Source organism: Leptotrichia sp. HSP-342 (genome assembly GCF_041199995.1).
Lineage (GTDB): Bacteria > Fusobacteriota > Fusobacteriia > Fusobacteriales > Leptotrichiaceae > Leptotrichia > Leptotrichia mesophila.
The window spans coordinates 1,781,511-1,798,372 of the sequence record NZ_CP165646.1 but is presented as its reverse complement, the minus strand read 5'-3'; the positions used below and the strand labels follow the sequence as shown (position 1 = coordinate 1,798,372).

At 29.4% G+C, this 16,862-nt stretch carries 14 protein-coding genes and 1 pseudogene; 13 read left to right on the top strand and 2 right to left on the bottom strand.

Translation table 11 applies throughout. From position 1 onward, the window contains the following. The first annotated feature begins 221 nt into the window (after nucleotides 1-221). The 3 genes and pseudogenes from AB8B23_RS09115 (at nucleotide 222) to AB8B23_RS09105 (ending at nucleotide 2,140) form a co-directional block, all read left to right on the top strand. Entirely contained in the window at nucleotides 222-809 is a 588-nt protein-coding gene (locus AB8B23_RS09115; RefSeq protein ID WP_369712485.1) for a TMEM175 family protein, read from the top strand. A 67-nt stretch (nucleotides 810-876) separates the two neighbouring features. Then, a pseudogene (locus tag AB8B23_RS09110) lies at nucleotides 877-1,065 on the top strand (helix-turn-helix domain-containing protein); the annotation flags it as partial. Nucleotides 1,066-1,375: 310 nt separating this feature from the next. After that, nucleotides 1,376-2,140 (top strand): hypothetical protein, encoded by a 765-nt coding sequence (locus tag AB8B23_RS09105; RefSeq protein WP_369712484.1) that lies wholly within the window; start codon nucleotides 1,376-1,378, stop codon nucleotides 2,138-2,140. A gap of 394 nt (nucleotides 2,141-2,534) precedes the next feature. Here AB8B23_RS09105 and AB8B23_RS09100 read toward each other — a convergent pair whose 3' ends face one another. Next, on the bottom strand, nucleotides 2,535-3,245 hold the full coding sequence (locus AB8B23_RS09100) for a hypothetical protein (protein ID WP_369712483.1): 711 nt from the start codon (nucleotides 3,243-3,245) through the stop codon (nucleotides 2,535-2,537). Between the two features lie 545 nt (nucleotides 3,246-3,790). Here AB8B23_RS09100 and AB8B23_RS09095 point away from each other — a divergent pair. Together AB8B23_RS09095 and AB8B23_RS09090 are read left to right on the top strand one after the other, a co-directional pair. Next, on the top strand, nucleotides 3,791-4,372 hold the full coding sequence (locus AB8B23_RS09095; protein ID WP_369712482.1) for a TMEM175 family protein: 582 nt from the start codon (nucleotides 3,791-3,793) through the stop codon (nucleotides 4,370-4,372). 45 nt (nucleotides 4,373-4,417) lie between these two features. Then, nucleotides 4,418-5,134 carry a YjjG family noncanonical pyrimidine nucleotidase gene (locus AB8B23_RS09090; protein WP_369712481.1) on the top strand — a complete coding sequence of 239 codons (717 nt, stop codon included), beginning with the start codon at nucleotides 4,418-4,420 and terminating at the stop codon, nucleotides 5,132-5,134. Nucleotides 5,135-5,584: 450 nt separating this feature from the next. On the opposite strand, the gene AB8B23_RS09085 is transcribed toward AB8B23_RS09090, so the two are convergent. Then, on the bottom strand, nucleotides 5,585-6,367 hold the full coding sequence (locus AB8B23_RS09085; RefSeq protein WP_369712480.1) for an MBL fold metallo-hydrolase: 783 nt from the start codon (nucleotides 6,365-6,367) through the stop codon (nucleotides 5,585-5,587). 137 nt (nucleotides 6,368-6,504) lie between these two features. Between AB8B23_RS09085 and AB8B23_RS09080 the strand changes: the two genes are divergently transcribed. The 8 genes from AB8B23_RS09080 (at nucleotide 6,505) to AB8B23_RS09045 (ending at nucleotide 16,860) form a co-directional block, all read left to right on the top strand. Then, nucleotides 6,505-6,918 (top strand): Lrp/AsnC family transcriptional regulator, encoded by a 414-nt coding sequence (locus tag AB8B23_RS09080; protein WP_369712479.1) that lies wholly within the window; start codon nucleotides 6,505-6,507, stop codon nucleotides 6,916-6,918. A gap of 225 nt (nucleotides 6,919-7,143) precedes the next feature. Further along, nucleotides 7,144-9,459 carry a patatin-like phospholipase family protein gene (locus tag AB8B23_RS09075; protein ID WP_369712478.1) on the top strand — a complete coding sequence of 772 codons (2,316 nt, stop codon included), beginning with the start codon at nucleotides 7,144-7,146 and terminating at the stop codon, nucleotides 9,457-9,459. Nucleotides 9,460-9,568: 109 nt separating this feature from the next. Continuing rightward, complete coding sequence (locus AB8B23_RS09070; protein WP_006803498.1) at nucleotides 9,569-9,934, top strand: Rid family detoxifying hydrolase; 366 nt, start codon at nucleotides 9,569-9,571, stop codon at nucleotides 9,932-9,934. A 422-nt stretch (nucleotides 9,935-10,356) separates the two neighbouring features. Further along, nucleotides 10,357-11,244, top strand: coding sequence for an Imm49 family immunity protein (locus tag AB8B23_RS09065; protein WP_369712477.1), 888 nt, complete (start codon nucleotides 10,357-10,359; stop codon nucleotides 11,242-11,244). Nucleotides 11,245-11,372: 128 nt separating this feature from the next. Beyond that, a complete protein-coding gene (locus tag AB8B23_RS09060; protein ID WP_369712476.1) occupies nucleotides 11,373-12,329 on the top strand; it encodes an IS30 family transposase in 957 nt (318 codons plus the stop codon). 198 nt (nucleotides 12,330-12,527) lie between these two features. Then, complete coding sequence (gene cls / locus AB8B23_RS09055) at nucleotides 12,528-14,138, top strand: cardiolipin synthase (protein WP_369712475.1); 1,611 nt, start codon at nucleotides 12,528-12,530, stop codon at nucleotides 14,136-14,138. A gap of 29 nt (nucleotides 14,139-14,167) precedes the next feature. After that, the gene (gene truB, locus AB8B23_RS09050) at nucleotides 14,168-15,244 is read left to right on the top strand and encodes a tRNA pseudouridine(55) synthase TruB (RefSeq protein ID WP_369712474.1); all 1,077 of its coding nucleotides are present in this window, start codon (nucleotides 14,168-14,170) and stop codon (nucleotides 15,242-15,244) included. Between the two features lie 32 nt (nucleotides 15,245-15,276). Beyond that, the gene (locus tag AB8B23_RS09045) at nucleotides 15,277-16,860 is read left to right on the top strand and encodes a hypothetical protein (RefSeq protein ID WP_369712473.1); all 1,584 of its coding nucleotides are present in this window, start codon (nucleotides 15,277-15,279) and stop codon (nucleotides 16,858-16,860) included. The last annotated feature ends 2 nt before the right edge of the window (nucleotides 16,861-16,862 follow it).

Genomic DNA, 16,862 nt, shown 5'->3' with positions numbered 1-16,862 from the left:
TCACCTCATATAATTTTTATTTTTAGTATGCATTTTAATTATAGCACATTTTCTAAACGGTATTGTACTTTTATCTTAAATTTTAGTATTATAACTATATAAAGATAAGGAAATAAAAATAAGAAAATGAAGGAGATTATATATGAAAAACTAAAAATTAAATTCCTTACTGATTTATGATATAATTGTATTATTATAAAATCATGGAATGGAGTTTAATTATGAATAAAGAAAGATTGGCAGCTTTTATGGATGCTGTACTTGCAATTATTATGACAATTCTTATATTAGAACTGAAAAAACCTGAAACAGCAACTTTAAAAGCACTTTGGAATCTGAGAGTAGATTTTTTTGCATATACGCTTTCATTTTTCTGGCTTGGAACAATGTGGGTAAATCTGCATAATGAATGGCATAAAATAAAATATATTACACCATCAATTGTCTGGGTAAATGTAGCTCTACTCTTCTTTTCCTCATTTTTTCCATATGTGACTTCTTTTGTCACTTCATACTATAACAGTAGTGTAGCGCAAGGATTTTATGGGGTAATAGTTCTGGCTGTTACATTCTGCAATATAATCTCGTTGTATCTGATAGAAAAGGTGAATAAACATGATAAAGAATTGCAGGAATCATTAAAAACAATGATAAGATGGATAAAAGTTGATATAAGTATAAAAATAATCGGGTTAATAATATCGTGTATATTTTATCCGCCTGCAATGATGATAAGTGTTTATATTACTTTATTTGGAATTGCATTTCCGGAACAGTATAAGGCAATAAAAAGAAGAAGGGAAAAATAGAAATATGAAATTTTTTCAGCTTATTCCTAGTGGATAGTTTGGCTTAGAAAATGTAGCAGAAGAGTTTGGGATAAGTGGAAGGACTCTTCAAAGAAATCTGTCAGCAGAAAATACCAGTTTTAATCAGATGGTAAAAGATATTCAAAAAATGATGACCTTCAACTATTTAGAAGCAAAGGAACTTTCAATAGATGAAATAGCCTATCTGGTTGGATATACTGAAACTTCTTCCTTTTATCGGGCATTTAAAAAATAGACAGGGAAAACAATACCGCAGTATCAGAAAGAGAAAGAATAATAAAAAATATGAATTTAATCTCCTTATAAAATATAAAATGCGTCATAAATTTGGCGTATTTTTTTTTCGTTGCCAAAATGTGAATATTTTCTAGAAGAAGAACTTTTAACATTAGAATTTTAAAAAAAGAATATTAGAAATAACTTTACATAACTATACTAATATGGTATTATATAAAAGAAAATAATAGAAATACACATCATGGGAAAATACTGTTCGTCTTATTACTAATTAAAAAATTTTTTATTAAAAGAAGGAGCTGAGTGTCGTGAAAAAAGTGACAAAAAAAGCATTTGGGATTTTAGCATTAGTTGTATTATCAGTGCCTGCTCAAGCAGGGTGGCTATCCAATCTTGGACAAAGAATAGTAAATGGTGCAGCGAATACTGTACAAACTAACATTTCTGGAAAGGTTAACAAAGCAGTAAATGATGTTATGGATGGGAAAGTTGGAAATCAAAAAAATAATAGTAATACGGGTTACAATAAAAATACATCGTCAGAATCAATACAAAATACAGGAGCTCCAACCTCTGTTTCCAATAAGTCAAAAACAAATACTATAAAAAATCAAGAAAAGCTAGAGCCAGTTTCTTATAAAGGAGCAAAAGGAATAATTATACCATCAACAGGTAATTACGAACTTATTGATTTAGGTACAATGCAATTTAAAGGTGAAGAGGTATTTTATGACAGATTAAATATTGGAGTTCAAAAATTAGATATTGATAAATATCTCGATCCTGGTTATTATCTAATTTGGGTAGATTCTGTATCTAGAACAAATGCTATTAATGTAGTATATGAACATGAATCTGAAGGTATTGAATTTGGATATGGTATAGAAATTAGGAAAAGAATTTTCAATAGCGCGCCTCGTAATATGATTGGTAATAAAGAAGGAATCATGCATGTTGTTCAAGTATTGCCTAAAACTCAAGGACATTTAGAGTTAAGCTTGATAAATAATCCACAACTTAATGGAGCAGGTACAATTACAGTTTATAAAATCCCAGGTCCTGAATTAAAGTAGAACAAAAAGAGCTGTCTCAAAATGATTAAAATTTTGAGTTCAGCTTCTTTTTTTTGTTATAAAAGAATAGAAATATTGTAGTCATACCATCCATTTACTTTCTGACAAGGGGTCTTGCCCCCTTGCTAAACAGAATTATAAAAACTCCCTTGTTTTAATGGGGAATAGTATAAAAAGTAGAAAAAATTGTGCAACTTTTAAAAACCTCAAACTCTTGATACTGTTAGAGTTCGAGGTTTTAACTGTCAAATTTGAGAATATATCATATACATTTTTCTTTGTTAAATCATATTTTATTTTTGTTACATTAAACACAAAAAAAAACATACATATATTTCATATGTATGTATAATTCCACCTTTTTGGGGTCAGTACTGGTATGTTATTAGATTGACTAATAAAATTTATGAGTTTTTGGATCAATATAAGTTGCCTGTTTAGTTGGTGTATTTAAGAATTGTGAAGCACCTATATGTGTTGTTTCCATTATAGCGAATAAACTATTGCTTTGCTGTTCCATATATGCAGTTGATACAATAAATCGCACAATTGCCTTTTTAACAGGTTTACCATTAGAGTATTTCGTTTTTACTTTAAACTTTATGCTATCCCAATATCTAGGATAGTACACTGTTCCATTATCATAAACATAAAAATGCCATGCTCCAGCATAAATATCCTGCTTATTGTTTATAAACTCTACGGCATCACTTGAATAATATGGTATCAGAGCGGCATAGGACATTGACCCTAAATATTGAATTATAGCTATGTACTCTTTACCAGGTTCAACTTCGACTTCAACAGGATATACTTTTAAATCACGAGTGTTTCCAGGCCTTAACGAACCTGTTCCGTCAGGTCCCAACTCTACTGGCATATTAACTGTTAATGGCATAGAAACATCTTTTCCGATTATTTCATAAATAAATTTTTTCTCTGCACGAACACAATTAAAGAAAAGTTCCTTCTCCTTTTCACTTCTCCATACATTATTTGGAAGAAGTGCATGGCTAATAGGGCTATAATTTTTTTGAAACTTTGCATTTGATACTGAACATTCTTCAGCTCCTGCAAAAACTGCAGTATTAATACAGGTTAACAAAAATATTATTTCTAAAAAAATCCTTTTCATAGATTTCATGACAGCACACTCCTTTATTTAATTTTAAAATTTCTAAGTTATTGATAAAACGACTTGTATTTTTTTACGATATGTACCTCTATCACTTTTAGTTATATAATACCATATTAGTGTGTCCATGTAAAGCATTTCTCAATTAATTTTAAGTGTTGTCCTTTTCTTCTTTTTGTTGTTTTTTGTTTACAAACCATATTAGTTTTCTTTTTTGATTTCTTGTAGTGAATTAATCATACCACAGAAAATTTTTATGGTTCTTATTTTTTATTTCTAAATAATGACACTTTATTTTACAACTTTTAGATTAATTTTTTTTGTATAATTGATAACTTTTTTCGATTTTTTTCAGTTTTGTAGTTTAACTGCTAGTTTTTTAGTTAATTAAAATATGTATCAGCTGATATTAAAATTAAAATATCAAAAAATAATACATGGACTGGATTTTATTAGTCCTTTTTAGTATAATTATAATTATTATTATGGATTGAAATGAAAGGATAAGTAGTAAGATGAAAAAGGACAGATTAGTAGGCTTTTTTGATGGAGTTATAGCGATTATAATAACAGTTTTGGTATTGGAGCTGCCTAAAATAAAAGGTACAACATTGGCAGCCGTTTGGGAAAATAGAGTGAATTATTTTGCGTATATAACGACATTTACATTGTTTGTAATATTTTGGGATACTCATCATATGATATTTGACAAGGTTGAGAAAATAAATTCTAAAATAGTTAAAATACAGATGCTTCTATTGTTTTTAAATACGTTGTTTCCATATATAACATTGTGGGTTTCTGAAAATCCTTACAGTTATTTGGTGGAATGTGTGTATATATTTTTTCTGCTGGGAGAAAATATTATTTATTCATGGCTTTGTAATGAACTTGTGAAGGCAGATCCTGAGAATATAAAGCTAAAGAAAACAGTAATAAGCCTTAAAAGACACAAAATAACAACGATTTTACAAATTTCTTCTTTTGTAATAGGTCTATTTAATCCAATGCTTATGCTAATAATAGGATTTATTTCATTGTCAATATGGTATATTCCAATGCCCAAACTGAAAAAAAGAAATTTAAAAAAACATTAAAAAATGATGGAAATATTTTAGATAAAATAAATAAAGGAGAAAAAAATGAACTACAAACTTGTATTAATAGACTTGGATGATACACTTTTTGATTATCCAAAAACTGAAAAAACAGCGTTTAGGAACACTTTCGAAGAATTGGGATTTTTTATGGAAAGTGAATTAGGTAATGCGAAAAAAGAAGAAATTTATGAAAAGATAAAAGATAGATATAAAGATGTGAATTTGCAGTTGTGGAAGGATTTGGAAAAAGGGGCTGTGGATAAGGATAGATTAAAGGTTGTAAGATTTGAAAAAATAATTGAGGAGTTTGACTTGAAATATAATCCGTATGAAATGAGCGAACTTTACTTGAAAAAACTGGGAGAAGGGATTTTTCCATTTGAAGCAACTGAAAAACTATGTGAATATTTACATTCAAAATACAAAGTTGGAATTGTAACTAATGGAATAAAGGAAGTACAGCATTCACGAATAGAAAATTCAACAATTGCCAAATGCATTGATAAAATTATCATTTCTGATGAAGTTGGTGTAAATAAACCTGATAAACGAATATTTGAATATGCAATGAATTATTTTGAAATAATGGATAAATCTGAAGTTATAATGATAGGTGATTCATTAGGAGCTGATATAAAAGGTGGACAAAACGCTGGAATTGATACTTGCTGGGTAAATTTACGAAATAATGTAAATGATACTGGGATTATTCCGAAGTATGAAGTGAGAAAGTTGGAAGAGCTGTTTGAAATATTATAAATTTTATATTGGAGTTATAGTTAATGCTAAACTCCTTTTAAATAATGAAATTATTTCAATTTTTTTCAGAGGTGAATAAAAATTTAGTATTTTTAAATAATTAAAGTATAATTTTTAATGCTAATAAACTAACGAAACTTTCATTTATTCAACTACGACTGTTTGACGATTGAAAGCAGAAGTTTTGGAATTAAGCGAATTTGCGTAGTAATCTTTTCACAATTATAATTATCAGGATAGCTCTTTACTACAAGATAAGGATTTTTGGCAACGAGCAATCCTGTAAAAAATATAATAGAAATAGTAAAAACTGTTATTAAACAAAATAATCTAATACTAAAATTCTATAAAAAAATAGAACTATGTTAAGGACAGAAAGTTTTAATTTTTGCTAATAAAGCATACAATTAAAAATTTATTAAATGTTTGCTATTTAAATCAAGAATAGTATTAGTATTTTAAAGTTTCTCCGTCTTCAGGAATATTTAATTTTTCATAAAAATTATGCTTAATGGCAAATTTTTTTAATTCTTTACGTGTCAGATATGCATGGTTTACAGCTTCCATATGTGTTGCCATAAGTTGTGCTTCAGGTAAAGTTTTATGTACTTTTAAAACATCATCAGCTCCCATAATTAATGGACCGCCTTCTATAAATTGATTGTTTCCTGCATTAATAATGACAACTTCAGGTTTATGTTGTTTTAATGTTTTTTCAACTTCACTAAACCACACAGTATCGCCTGATAGATAAAGAGTTTTTTCATTTTTATTCTGAAATATAACCCCACAGGATTTTCCAGCTATTTCAAGCAATTCAGGGGTACTCCCATGTTGCCCTTCAACATAAGTCATTGTAATTTCACCAAATTTTATGTTTTCTCCTAAGATAAAGACATTTTTAAATCCTTGTTCACGTAATTTTTTTTCATCGTTCTCATTTTGAGAAAACAAAGTTATATTTTTATCAATAGTTTGAATAGCTGCTAAATCCCAATGGTCATCATGTAAATGTGTTACAATCACTGCATCAACTCCTTTTAAAATTTCATTTACTGACATTGGTAATTCCACTAGTGGATTTTTTGCAGTATTTCCAGACATTGGCATAGGTGCTATTGGTGGTGCGAATGATGGTAATTCACCTTTCTTTGATAACATTGGATCAATTAGAAAAGTTTTTCCTCCATAATTTAATTTTAAGGTTGCATTTCTTATTTGTGTTACTTCCATAAATCCCTCCAATAATATTTAAAATTAATTTTTTAATTAAATTATGATATAATTGTATCACTATTTTTTTTGTTTGTGAATAATTTAAAAAAAGCAAAAATGAAAAATTACTTTATTTTCAGAAGAAGGAGAAAAAATTGGACAGTGTAGATAAGACAATAGTTGATTTATTAAAGAAAAATAGCCGTATAAAAGTCAAAGAAATAGCACAAATTGTGAATATGTCAGCACCTGCTATTTCACAGCGGATTATAAAACTTGAAGAATCAGGAGTTATAGATATATTTACAATAAAGATTAATTACAATGCTTTAGGAATGTCTATACATCAGTTTATACATGTCAAAATGATTCAGATGTCTCACAAAAATTATTTGAATTTTGTTGAAAAATATTCTAAAAATGTTATAAATCATTATAGAATTTCAGGCGATACTTGTTATATGCTAGAAACACGCTTTAATACAAACGAGGAATTAACAGATTTTCTTAGAAAATTAAATATTTATGCAAATTATAAAGTAAATACTGTAATAAGTGTTTTAAAATAAATAAATATAATGAAAAACTAACTTCAAATTTTATGTTGATTTAGATTACCCAAACACAAAATTTGATGTTTGAAATATTATAAATTTATTTAAAAATTTAGTAAATTTATAAGAAAAATAAAAATTTTTTGTAGTAAAATGACTAGAGGGTCAGTTTTTTGGAAGCAAAAAAATTAATTTTAATGATAAATTTGAAAAAATTTTGTAAAAAGGAGTATGAGATAAATGACTGAAAAAAGAAAAAATTTTTTGTTTTTAATTATTTTTCTTTTGGTAAATAGTTTTGGGATTTCTGAAAATTTAAAAGATGAAAATTATTTTGTGCTAAAAAAAGATGAACAAAATTTGCAGGAAAGCAAAAAAGACAGTAAAAAGGAAGTTTTGGAAAATGAGCCTAAAATAGAATTGGACAGGGATATTTTAAATAAAGAAAAAAAATTAGAAAATAAAAAAGAGATAACTTCTCAGGAGAATAAGAGAATTGGGCTAGTGCTTAGTGGGGGAACAGCGAAAGGGCTTGCTCATATTGGAATATTGAAGGTGCTGGAAGAGGAAAAGGTGCCTATAGAATATGCAACTGGAACGAGTATGGGAAGCATTATTGCGGGAATGTATAGTGTGGGATATACACCACAGGAAATAGAAGAAATAGCGATTAGTATGGATTGGATGGGGCTTTTTAGCGATAAAATCGAGAGAAAGGACAAGGGGGCTATAAGAAATTCAATTGAAGATAGAAATAGTACGGTAATTCCAATGAAAAATTTTATGCCAAAATTACCTAGTGGAGTCGTTGGAGGAAAAACTGCGAGTCAAAGGCTGAATGAAATTTTTTATGGAGCAATTGGAATACAGGATTTTAGGAAGTTTCCGAGAAAGTTTGCGGCAGTTGCTACTGATTTGGAATCTGGAGAAGGTGTTATGATTGATAAAGGCTCGATTGCAACGGCAATTAGGGAAAGTTTGTCATTGCCATCAATTTTTGCACCAATTCGGGATGGAAAAAGACTTTACATTGACGGGGGAGTTACACGAAATTTACCTGTGCAGGATGTGAAGGTGCTTGGGGCTGATTATACAATTGGAGTGAATGTAGGAGACGGATTTACAAAAAGAGATGAGAATAAAATGAATTTGGTTGATGTAATTTCAGATTCGACAACAATTGCTGGGAGGCAGGAAGTGGAACGGCAAATTCGTATGCTTGATTTATATATGAAACCAGATTTGGAAAAGTTTGAGTCTTATGATTTTTCAAAGGTAAAAGAACTTATTGCGGCTGGAGAGAAAATTGCAAGAGAAAATATAGATGAAATTAGAAAATTATCAAATCCTGAACTTTTTGAAAAATTGGAAGAAAAACGGAAAGAGTTTAGACGGACTTGGAAGGATGAGTATAATATTTCTGGAGTCGTAATAGAAGGTAACAAAAAATATAAAAAAGAATATTTTGATAAATTTTTGCCTAAAAAACTTGGTGTTTTAAGCAGGCTGGATATGGAAAAAATTGTTAATAATATTTATCAGAATGGTGATTTTACAACGGTTTATTACGAAGTGAAGGACAATGATTTAGTAATAAATGTGCAGGAAAAACCAAGTGATTATCTGACACTTTCGGGAAATATAAATAACGAGGACTTGGCAACAGTAAATGTTGGTTTTCAGGGAAGTAAAATTATAAATAATACAAATGTAAGATATTCAGTAACTGGAACGGTTGCAAATGAATATGGGGCAAGAGGTAAGGCAACTATGGAACTTGGAAAAGATTCGAAAGCCTTGATTTACAGCGAATTTGAATATAAACGTGATATTATAAAAAATCAGAAATACAATAACGGATATTTCAACTTTGAAAACAGAAAATTCAAAATCGGAGCAGGAATTGGATTTGAAATGTATAAAAATCTGTTATTCTCAATTGGTGGAGGCTATCAAATTTCAGATGTGACAAAACATCAGAATAATGCTGAAAATGTAAGAAAAGCTTTTCCATATTATGAAGCTAAGCTAAATTATGATACAAGAGACAGCCTTAATTTTGCAACAAAAGGTATTTACTTTTTCTCAAATTATACTTTGGCAAACTCAAAAGAGGCTAAATTTAACTCATTAAGTGCAGGTGGAGAAATAAATATACCGATTGGCGAAAAAATAACAATTACTCCAAGAGTATCTTATTTGACAACAGACGGAAGCAATATTCCAGAAACTTACAGGCCAAAAATGGGAGGAATACGAACAGCTGACAATTCATTGGAATTTGCTGGAATGCCAGCAGATAAAATTCGTGGGAACAGTATTTTTATTGGAAGCCTAAAAGCTCAATATAATTTGTCAAAACTTGTATATTTAGATACAACTTACTCAAGGGCAAACATTTCTCAAAAAGCCTACAGCTTTGGAACTGAAGAAAAGGAAAGCTATAAATTTGGGCTTGGAGTAAAAGCCTTATCAATTCCGCTTTACTTTGGATTTGCAAAAGTTCCCGGAGAAAGCTGGCGATACATTATAAACTTTGGATATTCGCCAGAATAATAATTTTGGGAATAGTAAGCAAAATGAAAGAAAAATCTTTTTGATATTGAAAAAATATGATAGAATAAAATTGTAAAATTTAAAAAATACGAAAAATTAGGAGGAAGAAATGAAAAAAATACCAGAAGCAGTTGGACCATATTCAGCCTTTAGAAAAGCAGGCGACTTTTTATATATCTCAGGACAAATTGCAATAAATCCTGAAAATCAGCAAATTGAAGCTGTTACAGTAGAAGAGCAGGCAAGACAAGTTCTTGAAAACTTGAAGGCAATCTTAGAAAACAACGGATTAACAACAAAAAATGTTATAAAAACAACTGTATTATTAGACAACATCAATGACTTCGGAGCAGTAAACAACATTTATGCAGAATACTTTACTGAACCATATCCAGCAAGATCAGCCTTTGCGGTAGACAAATTGCCAAAAGGAGTTTTGGTGGAAATTGAAGCGATAGCTTATTTTGGAGAATAATTTTTAAATGAAACAGATGACTTTGGGGAAACTTGAAGTTATCTTTTTTTATAGGATTTTAAGATAATTAAGGTATAATTTTTTTGTTTTAATAAACCGACGGAGCTTTTATTTGTTCAACTACGACTGTATGACGACTGAAAGGAGGAGTTTCGGAGTTGGGCAAATAAAAGTCGTAGTCTAGCCATAGGTTGTAGGATTTGCGGCAATGAGCAATCCTACGAAAAGAAAAAAGAAAAAAACTAATATTAAATAAAATAATCTAATACTAAACCCCTACTAAACCCCATTATAAAATAGAAACTATACTAAGCACAAAAAGAATATAGTATGTAATTTAAACATTCGCTATTTAAATGGGTAATAAATAGTATTATACCTGTAGGAATACAAAATAAATAATAATGAGAAAGGAAAGAATTATGAAAAACGTATTAGCAGGAGAAAAAAAATACGAAAAAGGAATTAGTTTAATTTCAAGTTTTTTAAGAAAAGAAGAAGATTTTGATAAAGATGAATTGAAATATATAGAAAATAAGAAAGGGGATCAATTTGCCTGTATGTCGACTTTATCCAATTATTATAATAAATTCTCTTCAATAAATTTATTAATAGAAAAAAATATCAAAGAACACAGATTAAATTGTTATATAGGTGGAAAATTGAGAATACTATCAACCAGTAGGTCAAGTATGCTTGTTACTCACCCAACTCAAATGTTTGAAATGTTTATGTCTAATAATCCAGATTTTATAACATTTTTCAAAAATAATATAGATATGATAATGCCTGATGATTATGATAGTGAAAAAAGTGAATATGGCTATTTAAAAAATGATTATGGAACATTTTTCTTAATTCGTGTAATTCTTCATGCAATAAGAGGAGATTTTGAAGAAGTCAAAAAAAGATGTACTGCATATTTGGAAAATCCATTGAAAGACAGTTATTATAAATATGGAGAATTGCATTATGAATTTTTAAGTGCTTTGGCAGATAAAGATATTGATGGAATGAAAAAAGTGATAGACGGGATGATGGAACAGAAAGTGGCAAGAAAATTTTCAAATGATAATAATCCAAACTATGAATTTTACTTGCATGTATATGTCATAATATACGCCAAAATAGCATTATATCATGGAATAGATTTAGAAATAGACCATGAAGTGGCACCAAAAGAATTGATAGATATAACACCTCTTGAAAAATATGAAGATTCATATGATTTTATGAAAGATTTTGATTTGGCAACAGTAACTCCGAAGGAATGGAAAGAATGGAAAAACAGCTGGAATTTAAATTTTTAACATAAGGAAATTAACTAATTCATAGATTGTAAAATATATTGCGACAAACTAAAAAAATATAAAAACTCATGATAATTTCGTGTTAAAATGTTAGTAACGACAAAAACATTAACGAAAGGAAATATATCATGAGCCATAAATATTTTACCATAAATGAAAGAAATAAACTAGAGGTTCTGCTAAAGGAAAATTACAAAATTTCTAAAATTGCCAAAATCCTTAACAGGCACAGGACTACCATTTATCGTGAAATAAAAAGAATTAATGGCGAATACTCTTCTGAAAATGCTCAAGAAAATGCCAATACAAAATCTGCTAATAAAGGAAGAAACTCAAAAATTACTCCTGAATTGAAAAATCTGATAGAGGACAGACTCTGTAAAACCTGGTCTCCTGAACAAATTGCTGGCAGGGAACTAAAGGGGAGACTGTTATTTAAAACTATCTATAACTGGCTGTACAGTAATTTTCTAGATGTTTCCCTGAATGTCTTGAGAAGAAAGGGAAGGAAAGTGAAAACTAAGGAGATGAGAGGAAAATTCAATATTGGGAAGACAATTGGCGATAGACCTGAAGAAGTCAAGAAAAAAGAAGTTTTTGGGCATTGGGAGCTAGAATCGGTAGTTTCATCAAGAGGGGAAAGCAAAGCCTGCTTTGCAACATTTGTGGAATTGAAGACAAGGTTTTATGTGGCAATAAAGATGAAAAATAGAAGTAAAAATTCAGTGTTAGAAGCAATAAAACGGCTGACAGCCAGTATTCCACAAGGAGCATTCAAGACTTTCACATCAGACAGGGGGAAGGAATTTTCATGCTGGGAAGAAGTGGAGAAGCTGGGAATAGAATTCTATTTTGCAGATCCTTACTGCTCATGGGAGAGAGGATGCAACGAAAACAGCAACGGTCTTCTAAGAGAATTTTACCCAAAGAAGACCGACATATCAAAAATAGATACAGAAGACTTGATAAGAACTTTAATGCTGATAAATTCGAGACCAAGAAAATGTTTAAACTATGCAACGCCATTTGAAAAATTTTTACACGAAATTAGTTTTAAAAAAAATTTGGTAAAATGTCGCAATTAATATTGCAATTTATGAATTAAATAAATTATGAACTGTTTTTTACGTGAATTTATGTACTTTTTAATTTCAATTCGTTATGTCATGTTTTTAGAATTTGTTCAATAAGAATGATTGAAAATCTTTGTTAAAAGTGATAAAATTATAGATATAATGCTAAAAGATAGATTAATTTAATAAATAAAAAATGAGGGGGATAATATGCTGCATGGACTGGCTATAATTATTTCAAGTTGGATAATTCCATTTGAAAGGCTGCATTATCTGATAATTATTGTTTTGACAGTATCAGTACTGTTGTCGGATAAATCGCCGAATGCGATGCTTGCCTGGATTTTTACGATTTTTACGTTTCCGCTTGGTGGAGCGGTTTTGTATCTTTTATTTGGGATTAACTGGAGAAGGAATAAGATAATTTCTAAGAAGATGAAGGGGGAAGAAAAAAAGCTGTATTCAAGGATTTTTAATTTTATGCAGCGGGACGTGTCGGATATTTTTAGATCACAGGACTTTTTTTATTATAATCGTCTTGAAAATGTCGATGGAAACACAGCTAAAATGACTGAAGCAGAAATAAAAGCTACAATACGGAATCAGATTGATACAATGATAAAAAATATTAATTTAGGCAGTCAGCAAAGTGAACTTGTAAAAATGCTGTACAAGGCTGAAGGGACCTTTTTGACCAATAATGATTCGTATAAATTATTTTTTCATGGAAAAGAGGCATTTGATTCGATTATTTTTGATATAGAAAATGCGAAAAGCACGATTTATATGGAATATTTTATTTGGAGAGCCGATGAGCTTGGGGAAAGAATAAAAAATGCACTTTTGAAAAAGGCTAAGGAAGGAGTTAAAATAAAACTTCTTTTTGACGGAGTGGGAACTTGGAAATTGCCTAGAAAATATAAAAAGGAACTTAGAAACGCTGGAATTGAGATAAGATGGTTTTTGGATGTGAAATTTTTTATTTCCAAGATGAATTATAGGAATCATAGAAAAATAGTGTTAATCGATAATAATATAGTGCATACTGGCGGCATGAATGTAGGGCAGGAATATATAGATGGCGGAAAGAGGTTTGACAGCTGGAGGGATACGAATATTCGGATTACAGGAGAAATAATTGGGCAGTATCTGGCAATTTTTGTTACAGATTGGCTAAACAGCGGTGGGAAAGACGATTTTATTGAAGATATAAAAAAAGAGGCAGTTCACGAACTGGAAGAGCAAAAGCCAATAGATAAACAAGAAAAACTGGAATATCTGATGCAGGTTTCCTCAAGCGGGCCTGACACTGAATGGACGACTTTGAAATATCTGTATTCTAAAATGATTGCAACGGCAAAAGAAGAAGTGCTTATTCAAAGTCCATATTTTGTACCTGATTATGATTTGATTTCACAACTGAAAATGGCGGCTCTTTCTGGAGTCAAAATAAAGATAATGGTTACAGGAGTGCCGGATAAGAAAATGCCTTACTGGATAGCAGAAACTTATTTTGGTGAACTAATAGAAGCTGGAGTTGAAATTTTTCGTTATCAGGCGGGATTTTTGCATAGCAAGAATGTGATAGTGGATGAAAAAATATCCACAATGGGAACATGCAACTTTGATATGCGGAGCTTTGAAATAAATTATGAAGTAAACTCGGTATTTTATAATCAAGAAATTAGCAGAGATTTAAAGGGACAGTTCATAGAAGATTTGGAAGTGTGTGAAAGGTTTGACGAGATAAGGCTGAAAAAGGTTACTTTTTTAAAACGTCTAAGAAATTCTGTGTTTAAACTGATTTCACCGATAATGTAAAGAATATGGTGGGTATAGGAAGGAGTAAAATGGAGAAGAATTTTACAAAGGATGGACTGATACTTTTAAATAAAAGCAAAGGGATAAGTTCGTTTGGGGCGATAAATCATCTGAAAAGAGTGATAAAGGCCAAAAAAGTTGGACATGCTGGAACCCTTGACCCAATGGCCGAGGGACTTATGATTGTTATGATTAATGATGCCACAAAATTTTCTGACAGTTTGATGAAAAAAGATAAGGAATATTATGTGGAAATGGAACTTGGCTATAAGACAGATACTTATGATTCAGAAGGGACAGTTGTTGAAAAATATGATTCTGAAATTAATATAAGTGATTCTGAAATAATACAGGCTGTAAATAGTTTTAAAGGTAAAATAAAACAAGTCCCGCCAATGTATTCCGCAATAAAAATTGACGGTAAGAAACTTTATGATTTGGCAAGAAAAGGGATTGAAGTGGAAAGAGCCGAAAGGAATGTAGAAATATCAGAAATTAGAGAAATAAAGATAGTGCGTCCAGAGAAAAATTCAGAAAATGCTCAAAATATTAAAATTTCATTTTACACAAAAGTCAGTAGTGGAACTTATATCCGTTCATTAGTTTACGATATTGGAGAGAAATTAGGAGTTTTTGCCACAATGACAAGACTTGTGAGAACTAAAATTGATAAATATGTTATTGAAGATGCAATTTCATTAGAAAAAGTTGAAGCTGAAATTGGAAAATTGAAGGAACTTTTTGAAGAAAAGAAAGAAAATGAGTCTTTTTGGGCTGTAAGAAAAGATATTGATATAAGAACGGAAAAAATTAGGGAGATAGTCTGCTTTGTGGACATAGAATATGTACTTGATTACTTTGGAATAAATGTTTCCAATGAGAAGTATGGAAAACTGAAAAATGGAATGACCGTAATTGATACGTTTAAAAAATTTGAAAATATAAGCAAGGAAATCAGTAAAGGAGTAAATGTAAGAGAAAATCAGAAATTTAAAGTATATGTGAGAAATAAGAACACAAATGTAAGAGAATTTAAAGGGATTGTGAAAATTGTAAATATTAGGGGAGATAAAATCTATTTGAAAAGAGATAAATATTTTTTGTAACTTTCAGAACTGAAAAGCGGTGATAATAATATATGAAAAAGTCAAATAAATATGTATTTGATATTGAAGTTTTTCCAAATTACTTCTGTATTGTCTTAAAAAAGTTAAATGATGACAAAATATTAATTATTGATTCGGATAATTTTAATCGTCAGAAAAAACTTTTGTATGACATAATTTCTAAAAATGTTTTAATCTCGTATGCAGGACATGGATTTGATGATATTGTGATTAATAACATTTTGAAATACAGGAATTCAAATGTAAGTAGAAATAAATTAAATAGCGAAATAAAAAAAATAAGAAATATGCCAAAAGATGAATACAAAAACGAAAACCACGAATTTTACTCTTATGATTTGGCTTATGAATATAACTTAAATCTCGGAGTAAAAGGGTTTGAGTTTAATTGTGGAGACAGTATTGAGGAACAGGATTTTGCCAATTTTAATTACGTAATTAAAAAAAATATATATGATGAAATTGTGGACAAAGTAATTGACTATTGTCTACAGGATGTACTGGCAACAGAAAAGATGTATAATTTTATAATAAAAGAAAAAAGCAACTGGGATGAAAAGGAAAATCTTTTGAATATTATTACAAAAGGAAGTTATAGCAATAGTATGAAGCTTAAAAATAAGATAAAGTATTTGAAGTACAATAATGACAAGCTGATAACTTTACTTTTAGATAGCGGATTCACAAATGCTAGTCAGTCTGGAATAAACTATTCAAAAAAAGTAAAGATGGATGATTATGACAATTATCTTCAAAAAAAGGTATATAAATTATCAATTCAAAAAGATTATCTGTATGAATGGCTGATTGAAAGTAAACTTTTAATTGAAAAGGATAAAAATATAATAAAAAAAACACCAAGAGATTTGCTGTTAAATTCATCATTTACAAAACATACCTTAAATAGATATAAAACAAGTATTGTAAAACGGTTAAAAAGAATTTTTGCAAAAGAAAATATAGAAATAGTTGCGGTTTTTGAAAACGATATTTTTATTACAAATATAAACGGCAATATTCTGAATAAAATAAAAAAGAAGATAGCTGTTCAATATAAAAATATTTTCGATATAAAGGATATTGATAACTTCCTGAAAAATAAAAGTTCGTTCTTATATAGGATAGGCAATGAAGTTATAGGAACCGATGAATTTTACTACAGCAAGTTAATTATGCCAAGAAATCATATTTGGATATCAGAAGTTTTAAAACTATATTTTTGGGAAAAAAAAGAAATATCAGTGGCAGTAAAAGAAGTTTTTTCCAAAAATCCAGATATATTCTTCATATATGCTTCTGTTTATGAAGATATCTATGCTTGTGATGAAAATGGAAAGATAGACTTTGAAAGTAATGAAGTGTTGTATAAATTTAGAAAATATCGACTATATTTTTCAAAGACGGGACTATACAAGGCAGTTATGCAGAAACAGGAAAAGTATTATGAAAAATACGGTTTTGGAGATATAAACAGCAATTTATACAAAATAAGAAAAGTTGAAACAAATGTAAAAGACTTTGTCAATTATGATGATATTGACTTGAGAAGCTATGTTGACTACACTCGGAACTATATACAAAAATATTTTGAATAGCG

What these genes read in the sequence shown, in the direction of transcription:
- AB8B23_RS09095 (WP_369712482.1), top strand. Translation starts at nt 3,791, where the DNA reads ATGAAAAAGGACAGATTAGTAGGCTTTTTTGATGGAGTTATAGCGATT.
- cls (WP_369712475.1), top strand. Translation starts at nt 12,528, where the DNA reads ATGCTGCATGGACTGGCTATAATTATTTCAAGTTGGATAATTCCATTT.
- truB (WP_369712474.1), top strand. Translation starts at nt 14,168, where the DNA reads ATGGAGAAGAATTTTACAAAGGATGGACTGATACTTTTAAATAAAAGC.
- AB8B23_RS09115 (WP_369712485.1), top strand. Translation starts at nt 222, where the DNA reads ATGAATAAAGAAAGATTGGCAGCTTTTATGGATGCTGTACTTGCAATT.
- AB8B23_RS09065 (WP_369712477.1), top strand. Translation starts at nt 10,357, where the DNA reads ATGAAAAACGTATTAGCAGGAGAAAAAAAATACGAAAAAGGAATTAGT.
- AB8B23_RS09060 (WP_369712476.1), top strand. Translation starts at nt 11,373, where the DNA reads ATGAGCCATAAATATTTTACCATAAATGAAAGAAATAAACTAGAGGTT.
- AB8B23_RS09075 (WP_369712478.1), top strand. Translation starts at nt 7,144, where the DNA reads ATGACTGAAAAAAGAAAAAATTTTTTGTTTTTAATTATTTTTCTTTTG.
- AB8B23_RS09085 (WP_369712480.1), bottom strand. Translation starts at nt 6,367, where the DNA reads ATGGAAGTAACACAAATAAGAAATGCAACCTTAAAATTAAATTATGGA.
- AB8B23_RS09045 (WP_369712473.1), top strand. Translation starts at nt 15,277, where the DNA reads ATGAAAAAGTCAAATAAATATGTATTTGATATTGAAGTTTTTCCAAAT.
- AB8B23_RS09090 (WP_369712481.1), top strand. Translation starts at nt 4,418, where the DNA reads ATGAACTACAAACTTGTATTAATAGACTTGGATGATACACTTTTTGAT.
- AB8B23_RS09070 (WP_006803498.1), top strand. Translation starts at nt 9,569, where the DNA reads ATGAAAAAAATACCAGAAGCAGTTGGACCATATTCAGCCTTTAGAAAA.